Source organism: Chryseobacterium sp. KMC2, from assembly GCF_016756935.1.
Taxonomy (GTDB): Bacteria; Bacteroidota; Bacteroidia; order Flavobacteriales; family Weeksellaceae; genus Chryseobacterium; species Chryseobacterium rhizosphaerae.
Genome location: NZ_JAESIT010000011.1, coordinates 140,552 through 162,737, shown reverse-complemented (window position 1 = coordinate 162,737; position 22,186 = coordinate 140,552). Strand labels below are relative to the sequence as shown.

The following is a 22,186-nucleotide window of genomic DNA, read 5'->3' as shown; positions in this document are numbered from 1 at the left end:
ACCAATATTGTTTATATATAAAACTACTTTTTTTATTGTATCATTTGCCTTTAATGGGCATTTTCATAATCTTTAAAATATTGCCAGTATTTATCTTTGAAGATTCCAAATGATATTTTATATCCGGGATTATCCTGTATGATTGTTTTAAAAACTTTAGAAGCCTGTCTAAAGTCTTTACCCACAAAAAAGCTTTCCTTTATATTGTCCGCACTTTCCCTTCCTATATATAAATAGCCCCCTTTTTTCAGTTCTTCAATGGCTTTATTCTCAATATCGTTTAATTTTTCAAAATCTTCTTTTTCAGGGAGTCCATCGTTATCATCTCCATTATAGTGGATTTTAAGTACTGAAACCCATGGATAAGAAGCCTTTGCATCATATTGTAATAAAGAGAGATTCATACTGGCTATAAGGGGTCTGCTATTTTCCAGATATGCCCTGAGAATAGAAAATTTTTCTTCTTTATCATCTCTCTCTATACTTTTATACTTCTCTATAAACTCCCTTTCTCTCCAATCCAGAAAGTCCTTCAGCTTTTCAATGGGGACAAGCTCTTTCTCCGCCTGATCTATTCCTATAACCGTAAAGGTATCGATTTGCGTTGCAAAGTTTAATTCTCCCAAAAAATTATCTAAAAGAACACAAACTCCTGTAGTGACTGCCTTTTTATTTTCAGCAGTACCCTGATACACAAACACGAGATCAATCTCATCCGGATATTCTTCCTGTTCATTGGCATAAAAAGAAACAGTATCCTTTGAGAATTTATGATCTCCCAGCTCTATGTTTAGATTTTGTATATCTATTGCTGGTTTTAAAGCTGTAAATATCCAATGGTTAAGTTCGGGAGCAGCTTCAATAAGTTCTTCAGCGAAGACGATATTTTTGACTTCTCCTTCTACGGTAATAATCAATTTTGCTGTATCCTCATCAAACATTCCGGTAAGGAAATAATACCCCTCATTGACTTGATTAAGTTTAGGAGAAATGATATCAAAAAAGTCTTTTTCAATAGCTTCCTGTCCGCCTTCTTTTACAATTTCAAAGAATTTCTTTTCCATCGTTAAAAACCAGTCCCAAAAATCTTTGTACTCAAGCTTTTTCTTAAATTCCATTTCCTCCATATCCTGAATAACCTTTTACTTACCCTATCAGATTTCCATTAATATACACGTGTTCAGCTTTCAAACTTCCCTGATTATAAAGTACATTCTGGAAATTATGAGTCTTAAAAGTGACAAAATCAGCTTTTTTCCCTACTTCCAGGGTTCCACGATCTTCCAGGTTAAGTGCAAATGCCGCACGGAACGTCATTCCCGCCCATACCTCAGCTGTTGTCAGTTTTTGAAAAGTAGCTAATATGGAAGCCTGGGTAATTAAATTCCCCATTGGGGCTGATCCCGGATTCCAGTCACTGGCGATGGCAACAATAGCGCCTGCATCTAATAACTTCCTGGCCGGAGTAAACTTCTCTCCCAAACCTAAGCTTGCTCCCGGAAGGGCTGTTGCTACAGTATCAGATTGTGCTAAAAAGGCTATATCTTCATCAACAGTAGCTTCTAAATGGTCTGCAGATTTGGCACCTACTTCTACAGCAATTCTCGAACTTCCAGGGGTAAATTGGTCTGCATGAACCGTAATTTCAAAACCTAAAGATTTAGTTTTAAGCAAAAACGCTTTACTTTCTTCCGGCTGGAACGCAGATTTCTCAATAAAGATATCAACACGGCGCGCCAAACCTTCTTCTTTTACTTTGGGTAAAATTTCAGTGAGAATGTATTCCAGATATTCGGGATTGCTGCCTTCAAAATCTCTTGGTTTCAAATGCGCAGAAAGACAGGTGGGAACTAAAGTAGCCGGGGTAAATTCCTGGGCTCTTTTAATGATACGAAGCATTTTCAGCTCATTTTCCACATCTAATCCATACCCGCTCTTTACCTCAATGGTAGTAATTCCGAGATCAATCAGAAAATTAATCCTTTCCAGTAAGGTGGTGAGCAATTCTTCTTCTGAAGCATTTCTTGTATGCTGTACAGAGCTCCAGATCCCGCCACCACTTTCAGCAATTTCCAGATATGTTTTTCCGGCATTACGCATTGCAAAATCATTGGCACGGTTTCCTCCGAAACAAATATGGGTATGAGAATCTACCAATGCAGGAAGAACAACCTGTTCTCCTTCTATCTTCTCAATTTCTATATCAGGATTTCCGATCTTAAGATCTTCAAAATTCCCAACTTTCTGAATGCTATTGTTATCTACCAGAATTCCTCCATCAGCAATAATTTCCAGCTGTTCATCGGAAAGTTTTCCTCTTAATGGTAAGTTAGCAAGTGTTACTATCTGCTTAAATGGTCCTATTAATTTCATTTTTTTTTAGATTAAGGCTAAGATTTAAACTAAGGCTGATCTCCTCTCTTCAAATTGAATTTGTAATTAGTGGGAGTCATCAACTTTTATCTCTCTAAACAATCATTTTCTGAAAAATATGCTATCAATTATCAATATTTTTCTCTCTCAAAAATACTTAAAAAATCTCAATTTATGGGCCTTAGCTCTACTCATTCTACATCCTGCTCTTAATCTTAGCATAAACCTTATTCTCAATTCAACGTTTTATTAATCTAAGCTTCAACCTTAGTCTAAAATTCCTATCTTTGAAGTAAATGAAATGAATTAATGCCAGATTTTTTACATCCAGATAAGGAAAACTACTCACGCGAGGAGCTGATGCAGGAAGAACAGATGCGTCCCCAGAGCTTTAAAGATTTTGCAGGACAGAGGAAAACGCTGGAAAATCTTGAAGTTTTTGTTTCCGCAGCCAAAAGACGAGGCGGAGCACTTGATCATGTCCTTTTACATGGCCCTCCGGGTCTGGGGAAAACAACATTGGCCAATATTATTGCTAATGAACTCGGGGTAAACTGTAAGATTACCTCAGGTCCCGTTTTGGATAAGCCCGGCAGTTTGGCAGGCTTACTGACTAATCTGGAAGAAAATGATGTTCTTTTCATTGACGAGATCCATCGTCTTTCTCCTGTTGTGGAGGAATATCTGTATTCAGCAATGGAAGATTACAAAATTGACATTATGCTGGAAACAGGGCCTAATGCAAGAAGTGTTCAAATTGGACTGAACCCTTTTACGCTAGTGGGAGCAACAACCAGAAGTGGTATGCTTACCAAACCAATGCTGGCAAGATTTGGAATTCAAAGCAGACTGGAATATTATTCTATTGAGCTTTTATCTATGATTATCCAGAGAAGTGCCAGAGTTTTAGGGGTAAAAATCTATGAAGATGCCGCTATAGAGGTCGCCAGAAGAAGCCGTGGAACTCCCAGAATTGCGAATGCACTCCTAAGGAGGGTTCGTGATTTTGCAGAGATCAAAGGTAATGGGGAAGTTGAAATTAATATTACAAAATATGCACTCAACTCTCTCAATGTAGATGAGTTTGGCCTGGATGAAATGGATAATAAGATTATGCGTGTCATGATAGAAAACTTCAGAGGAAAGCCTGTTGGGATTTCCGCACTGGCAACATCGATTGGAGAAAACCCGGAAACATTGGAGGAAGTATACGAACCTTTTTTAATTCAGGAAGGCTTTATTATCAGAACCCCAAGAGGAAGGGAGGTTACAGAAAAGGCTTATATCCATTTGAATATATCAAGACCTAAAGGCCCGGGAGAGCTTTTTTAGATTTAATAATAGAAAAAGTATTACGGATTTATGTTTATACCTAAATTATACAGAAGTGAAGATTTTAATGTAATGAAAGCAATTATCAGTGAAAATTCTTTCGCTTTATTAATTTCTTCTGTTGATAAAATTCGCGCTACTCATTCTATGATGATGCTTAATGAGGATAATCCGGAAAATTCTTATATTGAAACTCATATTTCCCGAGCTAATCCTCAGGCAAAAATCTTGAAAAACGGGGATGAAGTGTTGTGTGATTTCTTGGGTGCGCATGCTTATATATCAAGCAGCTGGTATGATCACGTTAATGTTTCTACATGGAATTATGAAGCAGTACAGATCCGCGGAAATGTAGAATTGATGGATCATGATGAACTTTATGCTCATTTAGATAAATTAACATCCAAATATGAAAAATTTCAGCAATGCCCGATGATGGTGAAAGATATGGGAAAAGAGTTTGTAGAAAAAGAAATGAAAGGAGCCTTTGGTATTAAGATCATCCCTACAGAGATATTCATTAAACAAAAGCTTTCTCAAAATAGAAAAGAAAGTGATTTTGACAATATTATCTCTCAACTTGAAACATCAGATGATAATTCCAGAAAAATTGCTGGGAAAATGAAATTAATAAAAAAATAATCAAAATATATATGAAGCTATATCCAATACAATGTGGAAAATTTAAACTGGATGGCGGTGCCATGTTTGGAGTCGTCCCAAAGAGTCTGTGGGAAAAAACAAACCCAGCAGACGAAAAAAATCTAATTGAACTCGGAACCCGTTCTCTTCTTATTGAAGACGGTAAAAAATTAATCCTGGTAGACTGTGGTCTGGGTAATAAGCAGGATGATAAATTCTTTGGACATTATTCTCTTTGGGGAGATGATAACCTGGATAAAAATTTAAAAAAATATGGTTTTGTAAAGGAAGATATCACAGATGTATTCCTTACTCATCTTCATTTTGACCACTGTGGTGGAGCCATAGAATGGAATGATGACAGAACGGGATACAGACCTGCTTTTAAAAATGCGCAATTCTGGACTAATGAAAATCACTGGAAATGGGCAACAGAGCCTAATGCAAGAGAAAAGGCAAGTTTCCTGAAGGAAAATATTATTCCGATACAGGAAAGTGGCCAATTGAATTTTCTTCCCCTTCCTACTACCGGAAATTACGGTTTTGCTCCGGACTTAAAAATGGATGTCATCTTTGTAGATGGACATACGGAAAAACAAATGCTTCCGGTAATCCAATATCAGGAAAAAACAGTTGTTTTCGCAGCGGATCTTATTCCTACTGCCGGACATGTGAATCAGGTTTATGTAATGGGATATGATACAAGACCTCTTTTAACTTTAGAAGAAAAAGGGAAATTCCTGAAACAATGTGTAGATAACGAATATCTATTGTTTTTAGAACACGATGCCCATAATGAACTGGCAAGCCTTAAGATGACGGAAAAAGGAGTAAGACTTGATGAAACATTCACCTTTAATGATGTTTTTGGATATTAATTTTTAATTATGGAAGAATTACATTCAGAGACACAACAGACCGAACCGGAACCATCACCCAAGATCATTGGATTAACGGGAGGTATAGGCTCGGGAAAGACAACAGTTGCCCGTTTTATTGAGGAATTGGGCTTTCCGGTTTACTATTCTGATGACCGGGCTAAAACAATTGTCAATGACGATAAGGATTTACAGATCCGGATCAAAGAACTCCTCGGAGAGCAGTCATATGATAAAGAGGGTTTATATGACAGGAAATTTGTAGCAGATAAGGTTTTTAATAATAAAGATCTGCTTCAAAAATTAAATGAAATTATTCATCCTGCTGTACGTATTGATTTTGAGAATTGGATACGAAAACAGACCAAATATTTAGTTTTTAAAGAAACGGCATTGTTGTTTGAGTTAAAATTAAACAGACAATGTTATAAATCCCTTCTGGTCACTGCAGAAGATAATATCAGAATTAAGAGGGTCATGGACAGAGACCATAAAACCTACCGGGAGGTAGAAACAATTATGGAAAAGCAAATGCCTGAAAAAGATAAAATCAAAATAGCGGATTGTGTAATCTATAACAATACCAATCTTGAAGATTTAAAAGAACAGACGGAAAAAATCGTCTTTAGTATAGAATAAAAAAGAACTCGTTAGAAAATTCTAACGAGTTCTTTTATTAAAAAATCTAAAAACTATTCTTTGATAAACTTCTTCTGCACGGTTGTTCCGTTGTTATCAATATCTATTACATACACTCCATGGATGAGTTTACTTACATTCATCTGATTATTCAACAGGATACCCTCAGCTACTACCTGCCCTACTGCATTATAAATTTTATATTTAGCTCTCTTACTGATATTTTTCACATATAATATGGAACTTACAGGATTAGGATAAATCAAAATATCAGTCTGGTTTAGAGGGTTTGAAATTATTTTTCTGGAAATCCTTACCGAATAATCCTCCACTTCCCCATTGCCAAAATTGATACAGTTTGCCGGAACTCCATCCCTCTGCATAGCTACCCTCATCAATACATATTTATAGTCTGTCATGCTTACAAATGCATCTGCAGGCACACTGAATCTTCCGGAAACAGGTGTCGTGGTATTTGGTGGTGAACTAAACACACGTTCATTGATGTCAAATTCACCGTTTCTGTTGAAGTCAATCCATACTGCGATTCCTTCATTATAATTTTGGCCGGTCCATGCTTTTTCAATACTGATTTCATTGTCTGCGGACCCCTGAATAAGTTCTATAAACGCGCTGGAAACTCCGGAATAATCTGTATAACTAGAAGCTCCTGATGCGTTTTCCATGACAGGTTTCCCATTAGGTTTAACGGTAACTTTAGCAATATGCTCTCCTGCCGAACTTCCCGACGCCATTTTACAATAGACCACTGTAGGAGTTGTAAAATAATACAGAGGAGTAAAAGCAGCCGGAGTACCGTTACAAACATTAGCAACCTGCATTTCATATTTTGTGAACTCCAAAAGCCCTGTTAGCGTATAAGTATTCGTTGGCACCTGAATAGTACTCCAACTTGGTATCCCTACCTTTCTATATCTCAGCACATAGGTGGCTCCGGGGAAAGCATCCCATCTGATGTATGCGGATGTTGGGAATAACTGTGTTATGGTAAGCCCCGGAGGGGGCAGTTCACATATTCTTTCTGTTGTAAATACAGCTGGATTTGAATACGGATTCCATGTGGTTTCCCCTGCACATCTGTTGGCAATCTGTACTTCATAATGGGTATATGGAGCTAAATTACCAAGTGTATAGGTACTGGCAGGAGCTGCAGGCAAGGTAATATCCGGATTTGGCCAACCTGTAGTTCCTACTTTTCTCCATCTCATCATATAGGATACTCCCACTACTGCAGGGTTCCAGGTAATCAGTGCAGAGCTTGCCGTGATATTGCTGATTGTAATATTGGGAGGTGTAGGATCGCATCGGGTAGAGAATGTTCCAATGGGTGTAAATGTTCCATTTGTAATCCCACAATTAGCAGCAACCTGTACTTCATAAGTAGCAGAAGGCACAAGGTTGTTTAACGTGTGCGGAATAGCAGTAACATATACATCCGTCCAGGTAGCTGTTCCCTGTACTCTATACTGTAAAAGATAGGTAAGGTTATTGGTCGCTGCAGTCCAGTTAACGATCGCAGAGTTATGAGTTATGGTATTGAATGTAAGTCCTGTTGGTGTACTGGTACTGCAGGGTTTCAGCTGTACGGCATAGTCTTCTACTTCTCCGTTTATTGCATTTTGGCACATTACAGGAGCTGTTCCACTTAAAACAACTCTCATGGTAGTTGTCAATGGCCCTGAATAAGCACCTGAGGGTACATCAAATGTCGCAGAAATAGGCGTTGTGGTACTTGCTGAAGAAATTAGAATTCTTTCAGTATTTTCAAACTGTCCGTTTCTGTTAAAGTCAATCCATGCTGTAACCGCCGCATTTCCTGTTGCTCCCGTCCACCCTTTTGCTACAGAAATTTTATTGGCTGTAGATCCGATTTCCAAAGTAATCAAGGTATTAGGAGTTGTATAACTGGTATAATTGGTTTGTACGGAATTATTACTCATAACCGGTAATCCGGGATTGATCGAGGTAACCGTTACATTTGAGATATGATGATTAGTTCCTGTACCTGTCATCGGGCAATAGGAGACTGCTGGAGTCGTAAATTGCTGTGAAGCAGAATAATTTCCCTGACTTCCATTACATTTGGTGGCTACCTGGACTTCATATTGAGTTTGCTCTGTTAGACCTTGAATGGTATAATTATTTACAGGAGCTGGTACAGGATTTATGGTTGTCCATGTAGCTGTACCCACTTTTCTATATCTCAGTATATAAGTTGCTCCGGTAGTTGCCATCCATGATATATTAGCCGATGTAGGGGTAAGGTTTGTAATGGCAATATTAGAAGGAGCAGCACTGGTACACGCTGGTAGATCAATAATCCTTACTGCATAATCCTCTACTTCCCCATTTGCAAATGAGGCGCAGGCTGCAGGATTATTCATATCTCTAAGCACTACACGCATACGGGTGGTAAGCGTTCCTGCATAGGCTGTGGCAGGTACCTGAAATATTGTTGTTACCGGAGTAGTTTGGTTATTAGAATTATTTAAAATTCTTTCAGCAGTATCAAATGTCCCATTCTTATCAAAATCTATCCAAACACTTACCGCCTTATTACTCATGGCAGCCGGCCATGATTTAGAAACAGAAACAGTATTGTTGGCTGTTCCCCTCACCAGTGTTATTAATTTTGTTACAATTGTCGAGTAATCCATATAATTATTTGCTCCGGAATCATTGCTCATGGTATAAGCGTTGGTTCCCGAAACCGTTACATTTGAAATATATCCATTACCCGTATTGCTGGAAGTAGCAGTACAGTAGGGAGTCATAAAAACTGTAACTGCAGAAAAAGGTCCTGTTACTCCTGAACAAATATTGGCTATCTGAACCTCATAATGTGTTCCGGCTGTTAAACCGGTAAGGTTTACCGTATTTGTAATAGGGGTCGGAGTATATGTTGTCCAGTTTGCCGCTCCTACTACTCTGTACCGCACTACATAAGTAGCATTAAATGACGCATTCCAGGTAATGGTTGCAGATGTTTGTGTAATAGCCGATACCACAACTCCACCCGGTGGATTGGTGGTACTACAGATAGGCAGCGTTTCAATAGGAGCATTACCGACAGCATAAAATACATTATTAATTGCACTTACTCTAATCTTTGCTGTTCCTCCAACGATAAGTGGGAAAGGGCTAAAATCAAGAGATTCGGTTCCGTCATTAGGGGTGGAAGCTGCCACCACATTCCAGGTTACTCCGTTATCTGTTGTAAAATCTATTTTAACGTTAGCGGCATTATAAGGAGCAGCATTGGTATTCACCACATCCCAGGTTACATTGGTAGGACCATTATTATAAACGGTTGTCGGATTAACTTTAAAAGGTCCGTTATTTCCTACAATAATGGTCTGAACCGCAGACTGAGTCTGTTGCTGGTTGGCAAGTGGGTGATTATCCCTTACTGTTATTGAAAATTTTGTTGTTCTCGCCACAGTAGATACAGCTTCCCAACCATTGGTATCATGTAAAACTCCCGCTAATACTGAGGACAATTTAGGAAAATAACGAGTAGGGCTTGTAGATGGTATCACAGACCTGAATGATGCACCTGAAGTTGTATTTCCTAAATTGATATTATCAATAGGAGGAGTATTATTAAGCATGGCATCTGCCTGTTCCCAGGTATAGGTCATTGGATCATTTTCAACATCTGTGGCAGAAGCTGTCAGAACAAATGCCGTTCCTTTAGGAATATTATAGGTAGGCAGAGCAGCGATAACAGGAGGATTATTGGTTATTGGCGTTTCTATGTCACATGTCGCAGTAGTTAAGACTGTCTGAACCTGATTAATACTGTTTCTAAGGAAATAAGCATCACTATTGGGCTGTATATCAAACGTGCCTCCAGGAGAAGGAGCAGTACCGGCATTACCGTTTGCTACCCCAGCATAGCCCATAATCGTTGTACCTGAACCGGGTTCAAATTGCACATTGGGTGTTTGATATTCGTACATAAATGTATGATTCCCCCCCAGTTGGTGCCCCATTTCATGAGCAACAAAATCAACATCAAAAGTATCACCTTGTGGAATATTATTGGAAGGAGAAGTATATCCTGATCCTTTACCATTTCCTGTTGCCGGATTTGGATTACCCGGATCTAAACAAACGCATCCTATACATCCGGCCATTCCTCCTCCTCCCGATGCACCAAACAAATGCCCAATATCGTAATTGGCATGGCCCACATTGGAAGCTAATGTCTGCTGCAGTTCTGTACTCCATGGAAAATTGGGAGGAGAGTTTCCTATGTTTGCAGGAGAGTAAGGATCGCTATTGGGATTTGTATATATGACATTCGGGTAGTTTTGTAAATTTAAATGAAGGGCAAAGTCTTTTTCAAAGATTCCATTTACCCGGGTAAGCGTAGCATTAATAGCTGTTAAAGCTCCTGCCACTGTACCTCCAAAAAATTGAGTGTATTCACCCGTCACAGACATGACCAACCTCAACGTTCTATATTTTCGGTCAGAAGATCGCCTAAAGTCTGTAGACTGATTAGTAAAAGATTTACCCTCGTGATAAAGATTTTCTATTTCTTGGTGATCACTTTCTCTTTCCCTAGTTGAGCATACAAAACCGTTTTTACCACCCTGAGTTTTAGGATGTACACTATAAATTGTTTTAGCTGCATTGGCAGGTTCTATAAATTCGGAACCTTCACTGGTAATGATCATGGATTGAAAATCATTAGGCGCTAAACTGAATCTTAAATATTTTGTTGGATCATCTATCCCTACTCCCACATAAGAACCTAATTGATATTGATCCGCCAGCTCTTTCACGACAACAGGAAAACTATATACAGCAAACTGTTCTATTTTCCCTTTTAAAGTCGGCAAAGAAACCACCACAGGTTTGGCACTTTTTCCTGTTTCCTGTGCTTTTGAGAGTTGAGATCTTAACATCGGAAGGTCTAAAGAGTAATAGCTCCTGGTTTTAGATCCGTCTCCGGTTTCTTTTCCATTGTATATTGTTGGTGACCATTGAGCCTGAACCATTACAAGTAAACAAAAGAACAAGAAAGAAGTAAAAGTTTTTTTCATAATTTTATAAAACTTTATATTAATCTCACAAACCTAAGCCTTTTTTTATGAATTAACAATAATTTAATGCATATAAATTACGAATACAATAATAAAACTCGATGTTAATTAATAAAATAAACAAAAATATACATTTGAACGAAAAAATTCAATAAATCACAACGTATAGATATATATTATTCAAATATCAAGTTTATATTTATATCAAAAAAAATAAGCCTCCATTGCTGGAGGCTTATTCTATAGAAATTTTAATGAATTATTCTTTGATAAATTTCTTTTGAACCGTATTGCCATTATCTTCAATATCTATTACATAAACACCGTTGATTAATTTGCTTACGTTGATTTGGTTGTTCAACAGAATTCCATCGTTGATCACCTGTCCTGCTGCATTATAGATTTTATATTTAGCTCTTTTGCTAATATTCTTCACATATAATACTGAACTTACAGGGTTAGGATAAATCATGATCTCAGTTTGATCAATAGGATTTAAAACTGCCTTTTTGGAAATTCTTACTGTATAATCTTCAACTTCACCGTTAGCAAAGTTAACACAGCTTACAGGTACTCCATCTCTTTGCATAGCTACTCTCATCACTACATATTTGTAATCTGTCATGCTTACAAATGCATCTGCCGGAACACTGAATTTTCCTGATACCGGAGTGGTAGTATTCGGAGGTGAAGTAAACACTCTCTCATTGATATCAAATTCACCATTTCTGTTGAAATCGATCCATACTGCAATTCCTTCGTTATGATTAGTTCCTGTCCATTTTTTCTCAATGATAATTTCATTGTCTGTGGATCCTTGAATCAACTCTATAAACTTAGCAGTAACTCCTGTGTAATCTGTATAAGAAGAGGCACCGGATGCGTTTTCCATACTAGGTTTTCCGTTTGGATTAACAGTAACCTTAGCAATATGCTCACCCGTAGAATTCTGAGAACCCATATTACAATACACTACGGTAGGTGTTGTAAAGTAATATAGAGGTGTATAATTACCCGGTGTACCATTACAGATATTCACTACCTGCATTTCATATTTTGTAAGTTCTGTCAATCCTGACAATACTACATTATTAACAGGTGTTGGAACTTCTGTCCAGCTAGGAATACCTACTTTTCTATATCTCAACACGTATGTTGCTCCTGGGAAAGGATCCCATTTAACTTCTGCCATTGTTGGCAATAATTGTGTAATCGTTAATCCAGGAGGAGCAATTTCACAAATTCTTTCCGTCGTAAATACTTTTGGATTTGAATATGGATTCAGGGTATTTTCTCCTACACACTTATTGGCAATCTGAACCTCGTATGTAGTATAAGGTAATAGCGGAGTTGCACTACCAAGCACATAGGTATTGGCAGGAGCAGCCGGTAAATTTACTTCAACCCATCCTGCTGTACCAGATCCCACTACTCTGTATCTCATCACATAAGTAGAACTTGCCGCAAGCGGTGCCCAGGTAACCAATGCTGTTGTAGGAGTAATAGCGCTGATCGTAACATTTGGAGGCGTAGGATCACATCTCGTTGTAAATGTTTTTATAGGTGTTGCAGTACCAATAGTAGTTCCACAAACAGCTGCAACCTGAACTTCATAAGTGGTAGCCGGAGTCAGACCATTGATAACAAGTGGCATATTACCTAAAATTGCAGAAGCATATACTTCAGTCCATGCAGTAGTTCCCTGTACTCTATATTTTACAAGATAACTTACATTAGCTCCTGTTGCCGTCCAGGTAATAGTAGCACTATTATGAGTAGCTACAATAGTAGGAGTTCCCGGAGTAGCACTGCTACATGGTCTCAACATTACTCTATAGTCTTCCACTTCTCCATTCACTGCATTCTGGCACATTACCGGAGCACTTGAACGTTTTAACACCACTCTCATTGTAGTAGTCAGTGGTCCGGAATAAGATCCTGCAGGAACAATAAATGTAGCTGTAACAGGAGTTGTTGTACTGGCTGCAGAATTAAGAATTCTTTCTGCATCAGTAAACTGTCCGTCTCTGTTGAAATCAATCCATGCTGAAACAGCATCATTATTGGTAGCACCTGTCCAACCTTTCGCTACTGATATTTTATTATCTGTAGATTCAATATCAAGAGTAATCAGGGTTTGTGCATTGGTATAGCTGATGTAATTCGTCTGCACTGAAGTATTACTCATAGCAGGTACCCCAAGGTTAGAAGAAGTAACTGTTACATTTGAAATGTGGTCGTTATTTCCACTACCTACCATCTGGCAATAAGATAAAGGTGGTGTTTTAAATGGTACTGCTGTTGAGTATGAACCTGTACTACCATTACATACTGTAGCCACCTGAACTTCATAGTCCGTTTGCTCAGTTAAAGGTGCTGTACCAGGAATAGTATAAGTATTTCCTGTAATACCGGTTACCGTTGTATAGGCACCCACTGGATTGGTTCTTCTGTATCTCAAATTATAAGTTGCTCCTGTAGCAGCTACCCATGAGAAAGTTGCACTCGTAGCTGTAAGGTTTGAAACCGTAACATTCGTTGGAGGTGTAGTAGAACATACAGGCTGATCAATAAATCTTACCGGATAGTCTTCCACTTCTCCGTAATCAAATGCATCAAATGCACCACATGGAATAGGAACGTCATATTGTTTCATAGCAACACGCATACGTGTAGGCTGAGCTCCACTATAAACAGCTCCAGCTGGTAAAGCAGCTAATGAAAAGGTATTGTTTACCGGAGTAGTGGTACTGCTTGAAGTATCCAATACTTTTTCCCAGGTTTCAAATAATCCGTTTCTATTATAATCAATCCATGCCACTACACCGTAAGAAGATGTAGATCCCGGCCAGTATTTATTAACACTAATTTTGTTTCCTGCTGATCCTCTTACCAATATAATTGTTTTGGTAGCATCTGTTGTATAATCTTTATATACATCATACCCTGAATCATTTACCATAAGTGGTGCATTCGTAGGGGTAACGACTACCTTATTGATATAACCATCCGATGTTGTATTTACAGGGCTTGGATCACAATAAGTAAGAGCAAGGGTGGTAAAGTTCGCCACAGGAGAGAATGCTCCCTGAGTTCCACCACATATCGTCGCTATCTGAAATTCATACTGAGTTGCATCAATCAGGTTAGGAATAGTATAGCTATTTGATAATGGAGCAGTTAAATCAACCACAGTCCATGGTAAAGTTCCAGTTCTTCTATACTGCAATTTGTATGTTGCTCCTGTAGAAGGAACCCAGCTTACAAGAGCAGTACTTGCCGTAATATTTGAAACGGTAATATTACTTGGAGGCAATGTATTACATGGCTGTAAAGCAATTACGTTTAAATTGAAATCTACATAGTTACCACTTGATACCGGTCCACATGGAACCATTGTACCGGAATATGTTGTACCAACTCTTACTCTATAGTTTCCGGGAGCCTGAGTTGCCGGTATAGGAATGGATACAGATTCAGTGGCATTATACGATGTGGAAGCAAAAATAAGTTCACCAGTACCGGTAAAACTCATATCGTTATTCCAGTCAATCCAAACATAATAATGATATGTATTATTTCCGGCAGAAGCCAAATTCAATGTTATTGTATTTGTAGGTATTGCTGAAAATACACTGGCTGTACTGTTAACATATGCCTGGTAAGCAGCAGCAGTATAATTTAAGTTAGAAATACCTCCGGTACTCGTAATATTATTCAGGTAATATGAAGTTGATCCCGTACCTCCTGTAGGTACACAATACCCTGTATAGAAGGAAATTGGTCCGCTCCATGAGCTTTGATCAGTTGCACTACATCTTGCTCTCACCCAGGCATAATAGGTTGTATTAGCCACCAGTGGAGAAAGTGTTGCTGTTAATCCTGTCACTGTTTGTGAAGGAGGAGTTGCCCCAGTAGGAGCTGTATTATTGGTACTGTAATATACATCATATCCACCTGCAGGGGTATACCCATAAGCTGTCCAGTTCAGTACTGCACTGGTAGGTGTGATCATTCCCATAGATAATGATCCCGTAGTAGGCATTGGAGGACAAGTAGGTGGTGTAGTTAAAGCGATTGGTCCTACCCACCAGCTTTGATTCGTTCCACTACATTTTGCCCGTACCCAAACATAATAATTGGTATTCGGCACCAGTGGAGAAAGTGTTGCTGTGGGTGCTGTCACTGTTTGTGAAGGAGGAGTTCCTGCTGTTGGTGCAGTATTGGTCGTACTGTAATATACTTCGTATCCTCCTGCAGGTGCAGGTGTGGATGCTGACCAGTTTACTACAGCACTTGTAGCAGTGATCGTTCCTAAACTCAAGGCACCAGGAGGAATACATGAAGGTGGCGGACCAAAAGTAATCTGAATATTTGGTCTGCTGGAAGTCACGGTTCCTGTTCCTGTAGGAGCATTGGTATCTCCTTGAATATACATATGTTTTGATGTAGCAGTACTATACGTAACTGCACTTCCTGATGAAGATCCTGTTCCGGATCCACCATAGTTTGTTTCAACCAACACTAACAGGTTATCTGACCCATTATAATAAAAAGGGTTTTGTAATGTAATGGTATTCCATCCTGTTGGTAAATTAGTTAAACTGGCATCATAGACTAAAGTAGCTCCTGCAGTGGCATTAACCCAGTTTTGTGCAGTAAGAGTTGTTGTTGCAGCGGGTACAGATTTCAAATAAATCTTTACCGGCATGGTGGCAGTAGAGGCTGCAGTCACATTCCATCCTAAGGACAGGACGGTTCCTCCCGCAGCTGTATTAATTTCTGCAGCTGTATAAAGTGAAGATGATCTTTCGAATCCATAATAACAACTCAAAGGATATCTTTGAGTTGATGTTCCTGTACCAATCGTGATTGTTTGTGCTTGCAGGAATAGACCGAAGACCATACAAAGTAATGTTATGAGAGTCCTTCTGGGACTGCTCATTTTACAGAGTAAAAGTACACTCATATTTTTTTAAATTTAATAGTGATAAGAATAGTCAAGAATTATAAGGTTTTCCTAGTTGAGACGTTCAAACATATTTTTCGAAACATCTCATTTTACAGATAAACTGTATTAAAAAAGTAATTTTCATTCCATATGTTAATATTTTAATAATTACACAAATCTAATAATTTTTTCACTATTACACATCTATTAAAATATTTTTTTGAAAAAATTTCACAATAATGCCCAATATGATTTAAAATAAAAAATCCCCAAGAAACTTGGGGATTTAATGTTATAAAGATTTACATTACTTTTTGATAAACTTAGATCTAAACTGATCCTGACCTTTATCTTCAATTGTAATTACGTATCCACCTTTAATTAATGCTGAAACATTAATTTTTCCACTGTTGATATTTCCGCTGTCTATCAGCTGACCCGCTGCACTGTAAATTTTGTAAGCTGCTTTATCAGAAACTTTAGTTACATTTAAAACATCATTTACAGGATTTGGATAGATCTGAATTCCATTGTTTTTAGTACCTGTCTCAGAAGTTCCAAGATTAGTTGCAATAATTACATTATAGTCTTCAACTTCTCCATTAGGGAAATCTCCACATGCAAAATCATCAGGAAGACTCTCGCCAATATAATCTGGATTTATTAAAACTGTAACAATTCTCATTCTTACCGGAGTATTAGTTACCGCAGTTGATGGCACTGTAAATGTTGCTGTATTAGGAGTAGTTCCAAGTATCAAAGAAGTTATTGGCATATCAAGAACTCTTTCAGAGGCTTCAAATAATCCATTTTTATTATAATCAATCCATGCTGCCATTCCATTCACTAATGCACCTGCATTATTGGTAGTAAGAGAAACATTAATTGTATTTGAGCTGTTTACTAACAAAACAGGCTGTAATGCTGTATTGTTTGTAAAGTTAGAGTATGTTGTTCCTCCAGTTGTATTGTTTACAGTTCCCAATGTAACATTGGAGATATAATTATACTGACCACTACTACTTGCTGATGTACAGTAAGTAACACATGCAGAAGAGAAGGCAGTAGTTGCAGAATAAGGACCTGTTACCCCACCACAAATAGCAGCTACCTGAACCTGATATGCAGTACAGTCTGACAATCCTGATAATGTTGCAGAGTTCGTATTGCTATCCGGAAGCTGAGTCCAAGGAGTAGCAGATGCTAATCTATATCTCACAGCATAAGAAGCAGCTCCAGCAACCGGGCTCCAAGAAACAGAAGCACCATTCAGTGTAATATTTTGAGCTACTAAACCAATAGGAGCAGAACCACATGCTACCTGGTTAGTTACAGGAATTTTCTTAAGAGTATAGAAAACGTTTCCAATAGAAGAAACCCTTACCACAATAGTTTGTCCGTTTAAAGACGAAGGTATTGTAAAGGATTCCGTACCGTCATTAGGAGTAGAAGCAGAAAGAACTGTCCAGTTTACTCCGTTATCTGTTGAATAGTCAATTTTAACATTGGCAACATTATAAGGAGCCGATGATGTATTGGCAACATCCCAAGTTAAGTCAGAAGGAGCATTCGCAAAAAGGAAATTCTGAGTGATCTGGAATGGTCCGTCATTTCCAACTGTAATAGTCTGTTGTGCAGAGTTAGTTTGCTGCTGTGTTACATCAGCATTATTATCTCTTGCTGTAATGGCAAATTTAGAAGTTCTGGCTACCTGTGAAGTAGATTCCCAGGTATTTAATGAATTATCTAAAGCTCCTGCAAGTACAGAAGAAAATTTAGGGAAGTATCTTGTTGGGGTATTAGAAGGAGATACCGATCTGAATGACGCCCCATAAGTTGTTTGTCCTAAATTATTTTTATCAATAGTCTGGCTGGCAGTCATTCCACTATCCATTTCTTCCCATGTATACGTCATTGGATCCCCGTCAGCATCTGTAACGTTAGCTGTAAGTACAAATGCAGTTTTCTTAGGAATTGTATAAGGAGAAAGCGCTGCGATTGCAGGTGCATTGTTTGCAACACTGGTTTCAATATCACATGTTTTACTGATTAGGTTGGTTTGAATCTGACCAATACTTGCTCTATGGAAATAAGGATCGGAATGCGCCTGCACATCTGTAGTCGCTCCTGTAATCCCTGCATATCCCATGATAGTAGATCCTGATCCCGGTTCAACATTTACCCCAGATCCTTCGATCCCATGGGAGAATGTATGATTACCACCCAACTGGTGTCCCATTTCGTGAGCTACATAATCTATATCAAAATTATTACCCATTGGAATCCCATCTGCCGGAGATGTAAACCCAGATCCTTTTGCTTTAGAAGTTGGAGTTGCAGGATCTATACATACACATCCGATACATCCAGCATTTCCACCACCACCTGTAGCTCCAAATAAATGTCCGATATCATAGTTTTCATTTCCTACTACACTGGTAAGCGTTTGCTGTAACTGAACATTCCAGTTATTCATTTGCGCAGCAGGAGAATATGGGTCTGTTGCAGCATTCGTAAAAATCAAACTTGGATAAGACTGTAGATTTAAATGCAATGCAAAATCTTTTTCAAAAACAGCATTCACACGGGTAAGTGTAGCATTCACCTGTGCTAATGCACCCGGAACACCTCCAAAATAAGCCGTGTACTCAGCAGTAGTTGAGATTGCCACTCTCATTGTACGGTACTTTCTATCGGAATTCTTATTAAAAGTTCCGGAATTATGAGCAAATGATTTTCCGCTGTTATATAAGTTCTCAAGGTCTTTTACAGCACCTGGTTCTTCCATTGTGCTACATACGAAAGGTTTTTCTCCTGTCTTGTTCTTTTTAAGCTGTAGAGAATATATTCCGTTTGCTTTGTCAACAGGTTCAACGAACTCATAATTTCCATCTTTAAATAACATAGACTGGAAATCATTTGGAGCTACAGAGAATCTAATTTGTCGGGAAGGGTCCTCAACAGAAGTTCCTATGTATGAACCAAGCTCATACTTATCTGCAAGTTCTTTTACAACCACAGGAAAACTGTACACATTAAATCTCTCGATTTTACCACTTAAGGTCGGGATGGAAATAACAACAGGTCTAGCATTAGCTCCCATTTCTTGAGCTCCTTTCAATTGAGCTCTAAGCTGATTCAAGTCCAATTTGAAATTAGATCCTACGTTAGTGGCCTTCATGTCCACTGCTCTTTTTTTGCTGTCTACCTTAATAGTAGCGGGCGTCCACTGTCCGAACGCTGTCCCCCCTACTAAAGCACACATCAAAGTAGTAAGTAGTCTTTTCATAAAAAGTTAATTATATTTTTTTCCAAATATAATTATTTTATACTACTAATTATTAAATTTTAATCATTATTTAAAACAAATACGATAATCAAAAGTAAAATACATTATAATAATACAAAAACAATTCAAAAATTTAGTTTTTCAATATAGACAAAAAACAAAAACTTTCGTAATAAACATGGCACTTTTACCGGATATACTATTATAATATCACAATTAGTCTTATCATAAAAGTAAGCCGGAATGAAGACCAGTTTACTTCCCTATAAAACGTAATCACAAAAAAAAGGAGCTCAACGCTCCTTTTAAAATTTATATGCTATATTCCATGCAAATCCCATATTAAATTTGGAAGAGCTTCTTCCAAATCCGGGAATAATCATTGGGGATATATCGTCCTGTTTTGTAGTATATACCAAATAACGGGGCTGCAGATTTACATCGATATAGAAGTTGGACTCAAAGAGCTGTACCCTGCCTCCCAATGTCCCTTCCAGCCAAAAAGAGGATTGTGACGAAGAAGGAAAAGCTACCGAAGAGCTGCTTCCCCCAAACCCACGCACCGGTATGGCCATATATTCCTGTTTATAAAATGACCCACCCAGCTTTCCACCTGCATAGAAACCATTGAATTCATTTTCTGCATCTTTCGCCAACATATAAAATGCACCCAATTTAACAAAGGGTCCATTTACTTTGGCATCATATCCATTTTTCTGATATATATTTTTCTCAAATCCAGCTTCAGCAACAGCATGAACATTTCCTCTTATTTTTGAAGAAATAAATCCCTGATACAATTTCCTGTCTGAAAAGAAAGCGGCCCCTGTATTCAGAACATCAAAACCAACCATAAAATTAGGTTCATATTTCAATTGTTCTTTTTTGGTCTCTTTCTTATCTTGTGCCCAGCTCAGTATTCCTAGTATACTAAAAAAGAAGGTAAAGATTAGTCTTGTCTTCATTCTCTATTTGATTTTGTCCGGCTTCCAGGTTTTGAACAGGATTGGGAGTTATTAATTCTGAGGTTAAATTCTCATATGCTTTTTTCATACCACATCCAGGAGATACATAGGTAGACTTTGTCGTGTACTTCACTCTCACTTTGGCTTCAGATCCCTTATTAGTTAATCTAAAATACACATCAGTATATGGAGAGTCATCTACTCTTAAAGGAATAAGTTTGGAATCGGCTTTCGCTACTCCTCCTAACTGAACTTTTCCGGAACCGTAATCAACGGCTACATATAGCGAATCCAATGTTCTATCTTTTCCCGATTCCGCTGATCTAAATGCCACTTTCATTCTCGGGGTTCCTTCTCCACTTTCGCAGATATCATCGTCTCCACCACAGGAAAAAAGCATTCCCAAAAGGCAGGTTATTATGAAAAATTTAAAGTATCTCATACTAAGATTTGAAATTCAAATTTAAATAAATTTATTTTTTAACCAATAAAGCAATGTTTTCCACGTGATGGGTTTGTGGGAACATATCTACCGGTAATATTTTCACCAAAGTATAATGATCTTTCATCAGTGCCAGATCTCTCGCCTGTGTTGCTGAGTTACAGCTCACATAAACTACTTTTTCCGGGGCAAGCTTTAAGATTTGCTCTACTACTTTCTGGTGCATTCCGTCCCTTGGTGGATCCGTGATTAAAACATCCGCCTTAGGATGATTTTCCATGAATTCATCATTAAAAACATTTTTCATATCTCCACAATAGAAAGTACAATTGGTAAGACCATTTAATTCAGCGTGTTCTATTGCCGCGTCTATAGCTTCCTGCACAGATTCTATTCCTATTACCTGTTTTGCATTTCTTGCTACATATTGTGCTATAGTTCCTGTTCCTGTATAAAGGTCATAAACCACTTCATCCCCTTTCAGGTCTGCAAATTCTAATGTTTTTCTATATAATTCTAAAGCCTGTTTATAATTGGTTTGAAAAAATGATTTTGGTCCTATTTTAAACTTTAGTCCATCCATTTCTTCCATCAGATATCCTTCTCCAAAATAAACATTGATATTTAAATCATAGATTGAATCATTCTGTTTTGGATTAATAGCATATACCAACGTTTTGATCTGTGGAAACTTCTCCAGTAAAAATTCGAAAAGTTTTTCTCTGTTTTCTTTTTCTTCTCTATAAAGCTGGAATAGTACCATCCATTCTCCTTTAGAGTTTTGTCTCATCATTAAAGTTCTTAAGAAACCTTCCTGATTTCTCACATCAAAGAAATCCAATCCATTGTTGACACCATATTGTTTTACGGCAAGTCGTATTGCATTGGAAGGGTCTTCCTGAAGAAAACATTCTTTAAGATCGAGAATCTTACTCCACATTCCCGGGATATGGAAGCCCAGAGCATCCTTACTGCCAAAATTTTCTTCAGAGCTTATTTCATACTGTGTAAGCCATCTTGCGTTAGAGAAAGAGAACTCCATTTTGTTTCTGTAGAAATACTGCTCTTCAGCCCCTAAGATCGGAACCGTTTCAAACTCGTCAATCCCTCCGATTCTCTTAATATTATTGTATACTTCTTCCTGCTTAAAGTCAAGCTGTTTCTCGTAGCTCATATTTTGCCACTTGCATCCACCGCACGTTCCAAAATGAATACATTTAGGCTCTACCCTAAATGCCGAAGGCTCCACAACTTCTACAGTTTCTGCCTCATAATATTTGGATTTGGATTTTTTTACTCTTGCATTCACTACATCACCCGGAACCGCTCCTGAGATCAGTACTGTTTTTCCTTCTTCTGTTTTTCCAATCGCGACACCTTTTGCCCCTGCTCCGAATAACTTAATATTTTCAAGAATTATATCTTTCTTCTTCTTTTTCATCCGTAAACTCAATTTCTTTTAATGGCAGGACGAAACCGGAAGGTTTCATTCCTACATCTCTATTTCTATTTTTTCTAATACAGCCGAAAGAAAACTTTCGGTTTAATTCTGCAAAAATACAATAAAAAAAAACCTTATCCGAAGATAAGGTTTCCATCT

13 protein-coding genes are annotated in these 22,186 nt (G+C 37.9%); 4 read left to right on the top strand and 9 right to left on the bottom strand.

The genetic code is table 11. The features are described 5' to 3' along the window. Nucleotides 1–50: 50 nt before the first annotated feature. Nucleotides 51–1,127 carry a DUF695 domain-containing protein gene (locus JML65_RS14610; protein WP_202271255.1) on the bottom strand — a complete coding sequence of 359 codons (1,077 nt, stop codon included), beginning with the start codon at nt 1,125–1,127 and terminating at the stop codon, nt 51–53. A gap of 19 nt (nt 1,128–1,146) precedes the next feature. Continuing rightward, the gene (gene hutI / locus JML65_RS14605; RefSeq protein WP_202271254.1) at nt 1,147–2,373 is read right to left on the bottom strand and encodes an imidazolonepropionase; all 1,227 of its coding nucleotides are present in this window, start codon (nt 2,371–2,373) and stop codon (nt 1,147–1,149) included. A gap of 309 nt (nt 2,374–2,682) precedes the next feature. On the opposite strand from hutI, the gene ruvB reads away from it, so the two are divergent. From ruvB to coaE, 4 genes are read left to right on the top strand one after another with little or no spacing between them, the layout of a single operon-like run. Continuing rightward, nucleotides 2,683–3,705 carry a Holliday junction branch migration DNA helicase RuvB gene (gene ruvB, locus JML65_RS14600; RefSeq protein ID WP_047488973.1) on the top strand — a complete coding sequence of 341 codons (1,023 nt, stop codon included), beginning with the start codon at nt 2,683–2,685 and terminating at the stop codon, nt 3,703–3,705. Between the two features lie 30 nt (nt 3,706–3,735). After that, a complete protein-coding gene (locus tag JML65_RS14595; protein WP_115916379.1) occupies nt 3,736–4,347 on the top strand; it encodes an FMN-binding negative transcriptional regulator in 612 nt (203 codons plus the stop codon). 11 nt (nt 4,348–4,358) lie between these two features. Beyond that, nucleotides 4,359–5,225 (top strand): MBL fold metallo-hydrolase, encoded by an 867-nt coding sequence (locus JML65_RS14590; protein ID WP_047488960.1) that lies wholly within the window; start codon nt 4,359–4,361, stop codon nt 5,223–5,225. 9 nt (nt 5,226–5,234) lie between these two features. Next, nucleotides 5,235–5,864 carry a dephospho-CoA kinase gene (gene coaE / locus JML65_RS14585; RefSeq protein WP_047488957.1) on the top strand — a complete coding sequence of 210 codons (630 nt, stop codon included), beginning with the start codon at nt 5,235–5,237 and terminating at the stop codon, nt 5,862–5,864. Nucleotides 5,865–5,917: 53 nt separating this feature from the next. Here the strand turns inward: coaE and JML65_RS14580 are convergent, their stop codons facing one another. The 7 genes from JML65_RS14580 to JML65_RS23860 all read right to left on the bottom strand — a co-directional run bounded on the left by JML65_RS14580 (nt 5,918) and on the right by JML65_RS23860 (nt 22,184). After that, nucleotides 5,918–10,939: a GEVED domain-containing protein gene (locus JML65_RS14580; RefSeq protein ID WP_202271253.1), complete on the bottom strand. Its 5,022-nt coding sequence runs from the start codon at nt 10,937–10,939 to the stop codon at nt 5,918–5,920. A gap of 259 nt (nt 10,940–11,198) precedes the next feature. Then, nucleotides 11,199–15,908 (bottom strand): GEVED domain-containing protein, encoded by a 4,710-nt coding sequence (locus JML65_RS14575; protein ID WP_237390891.1) that lies wholly within the window; start codon nt 15,906–15,908, stop codon nt 11,199–11,201. A 289-nt stretch (nt 15,909–16,197) separates the two neighbouring features. Next, complete coding sequence (locus tag JML65_RS14570) at nt 16,198–19,179, bottom strand: reprolysin-like metallopeptidase (RefSeq protein ID WP_202271251.1); 2,982 nt, start codon at nt 19,177–19,179, stop codon at nt 16,198–16,200. Between the two features lie 305 nt (nt 19,180–19,484). Then, a complete protein-coding gene (locus JML65_RS14565) occupies nt 19,485–20,144 on the bottom strand; it encodes a DUF6048 family protein (RefSeq protein ID WP_047488950.1) in 660 nt (219 codons plus the stop codon). After that, nucleotides 20,110–20,586 carry a DUF6452 family protein gene (locus JML65_RS14560; protein ID WP_202271250.1) on the bottom strand — a complete coding sequence of 159 codons (477 nt, stop codon included), beginning with the start codon at nt 20,584–20,586 and terminating at the stop codon, nt 20,110–20,112. Before JML65_RS14560 ends, JML65_RS14565 begins: the two co-directional genes overlap by 35 nt. A gap of 31 nt (nt 20,587–20,617) precedes the next feature. Continuing rightward, nucleotides 20,618–22,027, bottom strand: a complete 1,410-nt coding sequence (rlmD, locus tag JML65_RS14555; protein ID WP_047488941.1) for a 23S rRNA (uracil(1939)-C(5))-methyltransferase RlmD — start codon at nt 22,025–22,027, stop codon at nt 20,618–20,620. Continuing rightward, on the bottom strand, nt 21,996–22,184 hold the full coding sequence (locus JML65_RS23860; protein ID WP_047488938.1) for a hypothetical protein: 189 nt from the start codon (nt 22,182–22,184) through the stop codon (nt 21,996–21,998). The genes rlmD and JML65_RS23860 overlap by 32 nt, the downstream gene beginning before the upstream one ends. Nucleotides 22,185–22,186 lie beyond the last annotated feature (2 nt).

Bases quoted from the DNA above. Each gene is read 5' to 3' on its own strand.
- JML65_RS14610 (WP_202271255.1), bottom strand. From the start codon at position 1,127: ATGGAGGAAATGGAATTTAAGAAAAAGCTTGAGTACAAAGATTTTTGG.
- hutI (WP_202271254.1), bottom strand. From the start codon at position 2,373: ATGAAATTAATAGGACCATTTAAGCAGATAGTAACACTTGCTAACTTA.
- ruvB (WP_047488973.1), top strand. From the start codon at position 2,683: ATGCCAGATTTTTTACATCCAGATAAGGAAAACTACTCACGCGAGGAG.
- JML65_RS14595 (WP_115916379.1), top strand. From the start codon at position 3,736: ATGTTTATACCTAAATTATACAGAAGTGAAGATTTTAATGTAATGAAA.
- JML65_RS14590 (WP_047488960.1), top strand. From the start codon at position 4,359: ATGAAGCTATATCCAATACAATGTGGAAAATTTAAACTGGATGGCGGT.
- coaE (WP_047488957.1), top strand. From the start codon at position 5,235: ATGGAAGAATTACATTCAGAGACACAACAGACCGAACCGGAACCATCA.
- JML65_RS14580 (WP_202271253.1), bottom strand. From the start codon at position 10,939: ATGAAAAAAACTTTTACTTCTTTCTTGTTCTTTTGTTTACTTGTAATG.
- JML65_RS14575 (WP_237390891.1), bottom strand. From the start codon at position 15,908: ATGAGTGTACTTTTACTCTGTAAAATGAGCAGTCCCAGAAGGACTCTC.
- JML65_RS14570 (WP_202271251.1), bottom strand. From the start codon at position 19,179: ATGAAAAGACTACTTACTACTTTGATGTGTGCTTTAGTAGGGGGGACA.
- JML65_RS14565 (WP_047488950.1), bottom strand. From the start codon at position 20,144: ATGAAGACAAGACTAATCTTTACCTTCTTTTTTAGTATACTAGGAATA.
- JML65_RS14560 (WP_202271250.1), bottom strand. From the start codon at position 20,586: ATGAGATACTTTAAATTTTTCATAATAACCTGCCTTTTGGGAATGCTT.
- rlmD (WP_047488941.1), bottom strand. From the start codon at position 22,027: ATGAAAAAGAAGAAGAAAGATATAATTCTTGAAAATATTAAGTTATTC.
- JML65_RS23860 (WP_047488938.1), bottom strand. From the start codon at position 22,184: ATGGAAACCTTATCTTCGGATAAGGTTTTTTTTTATTGTATTTTTGCA.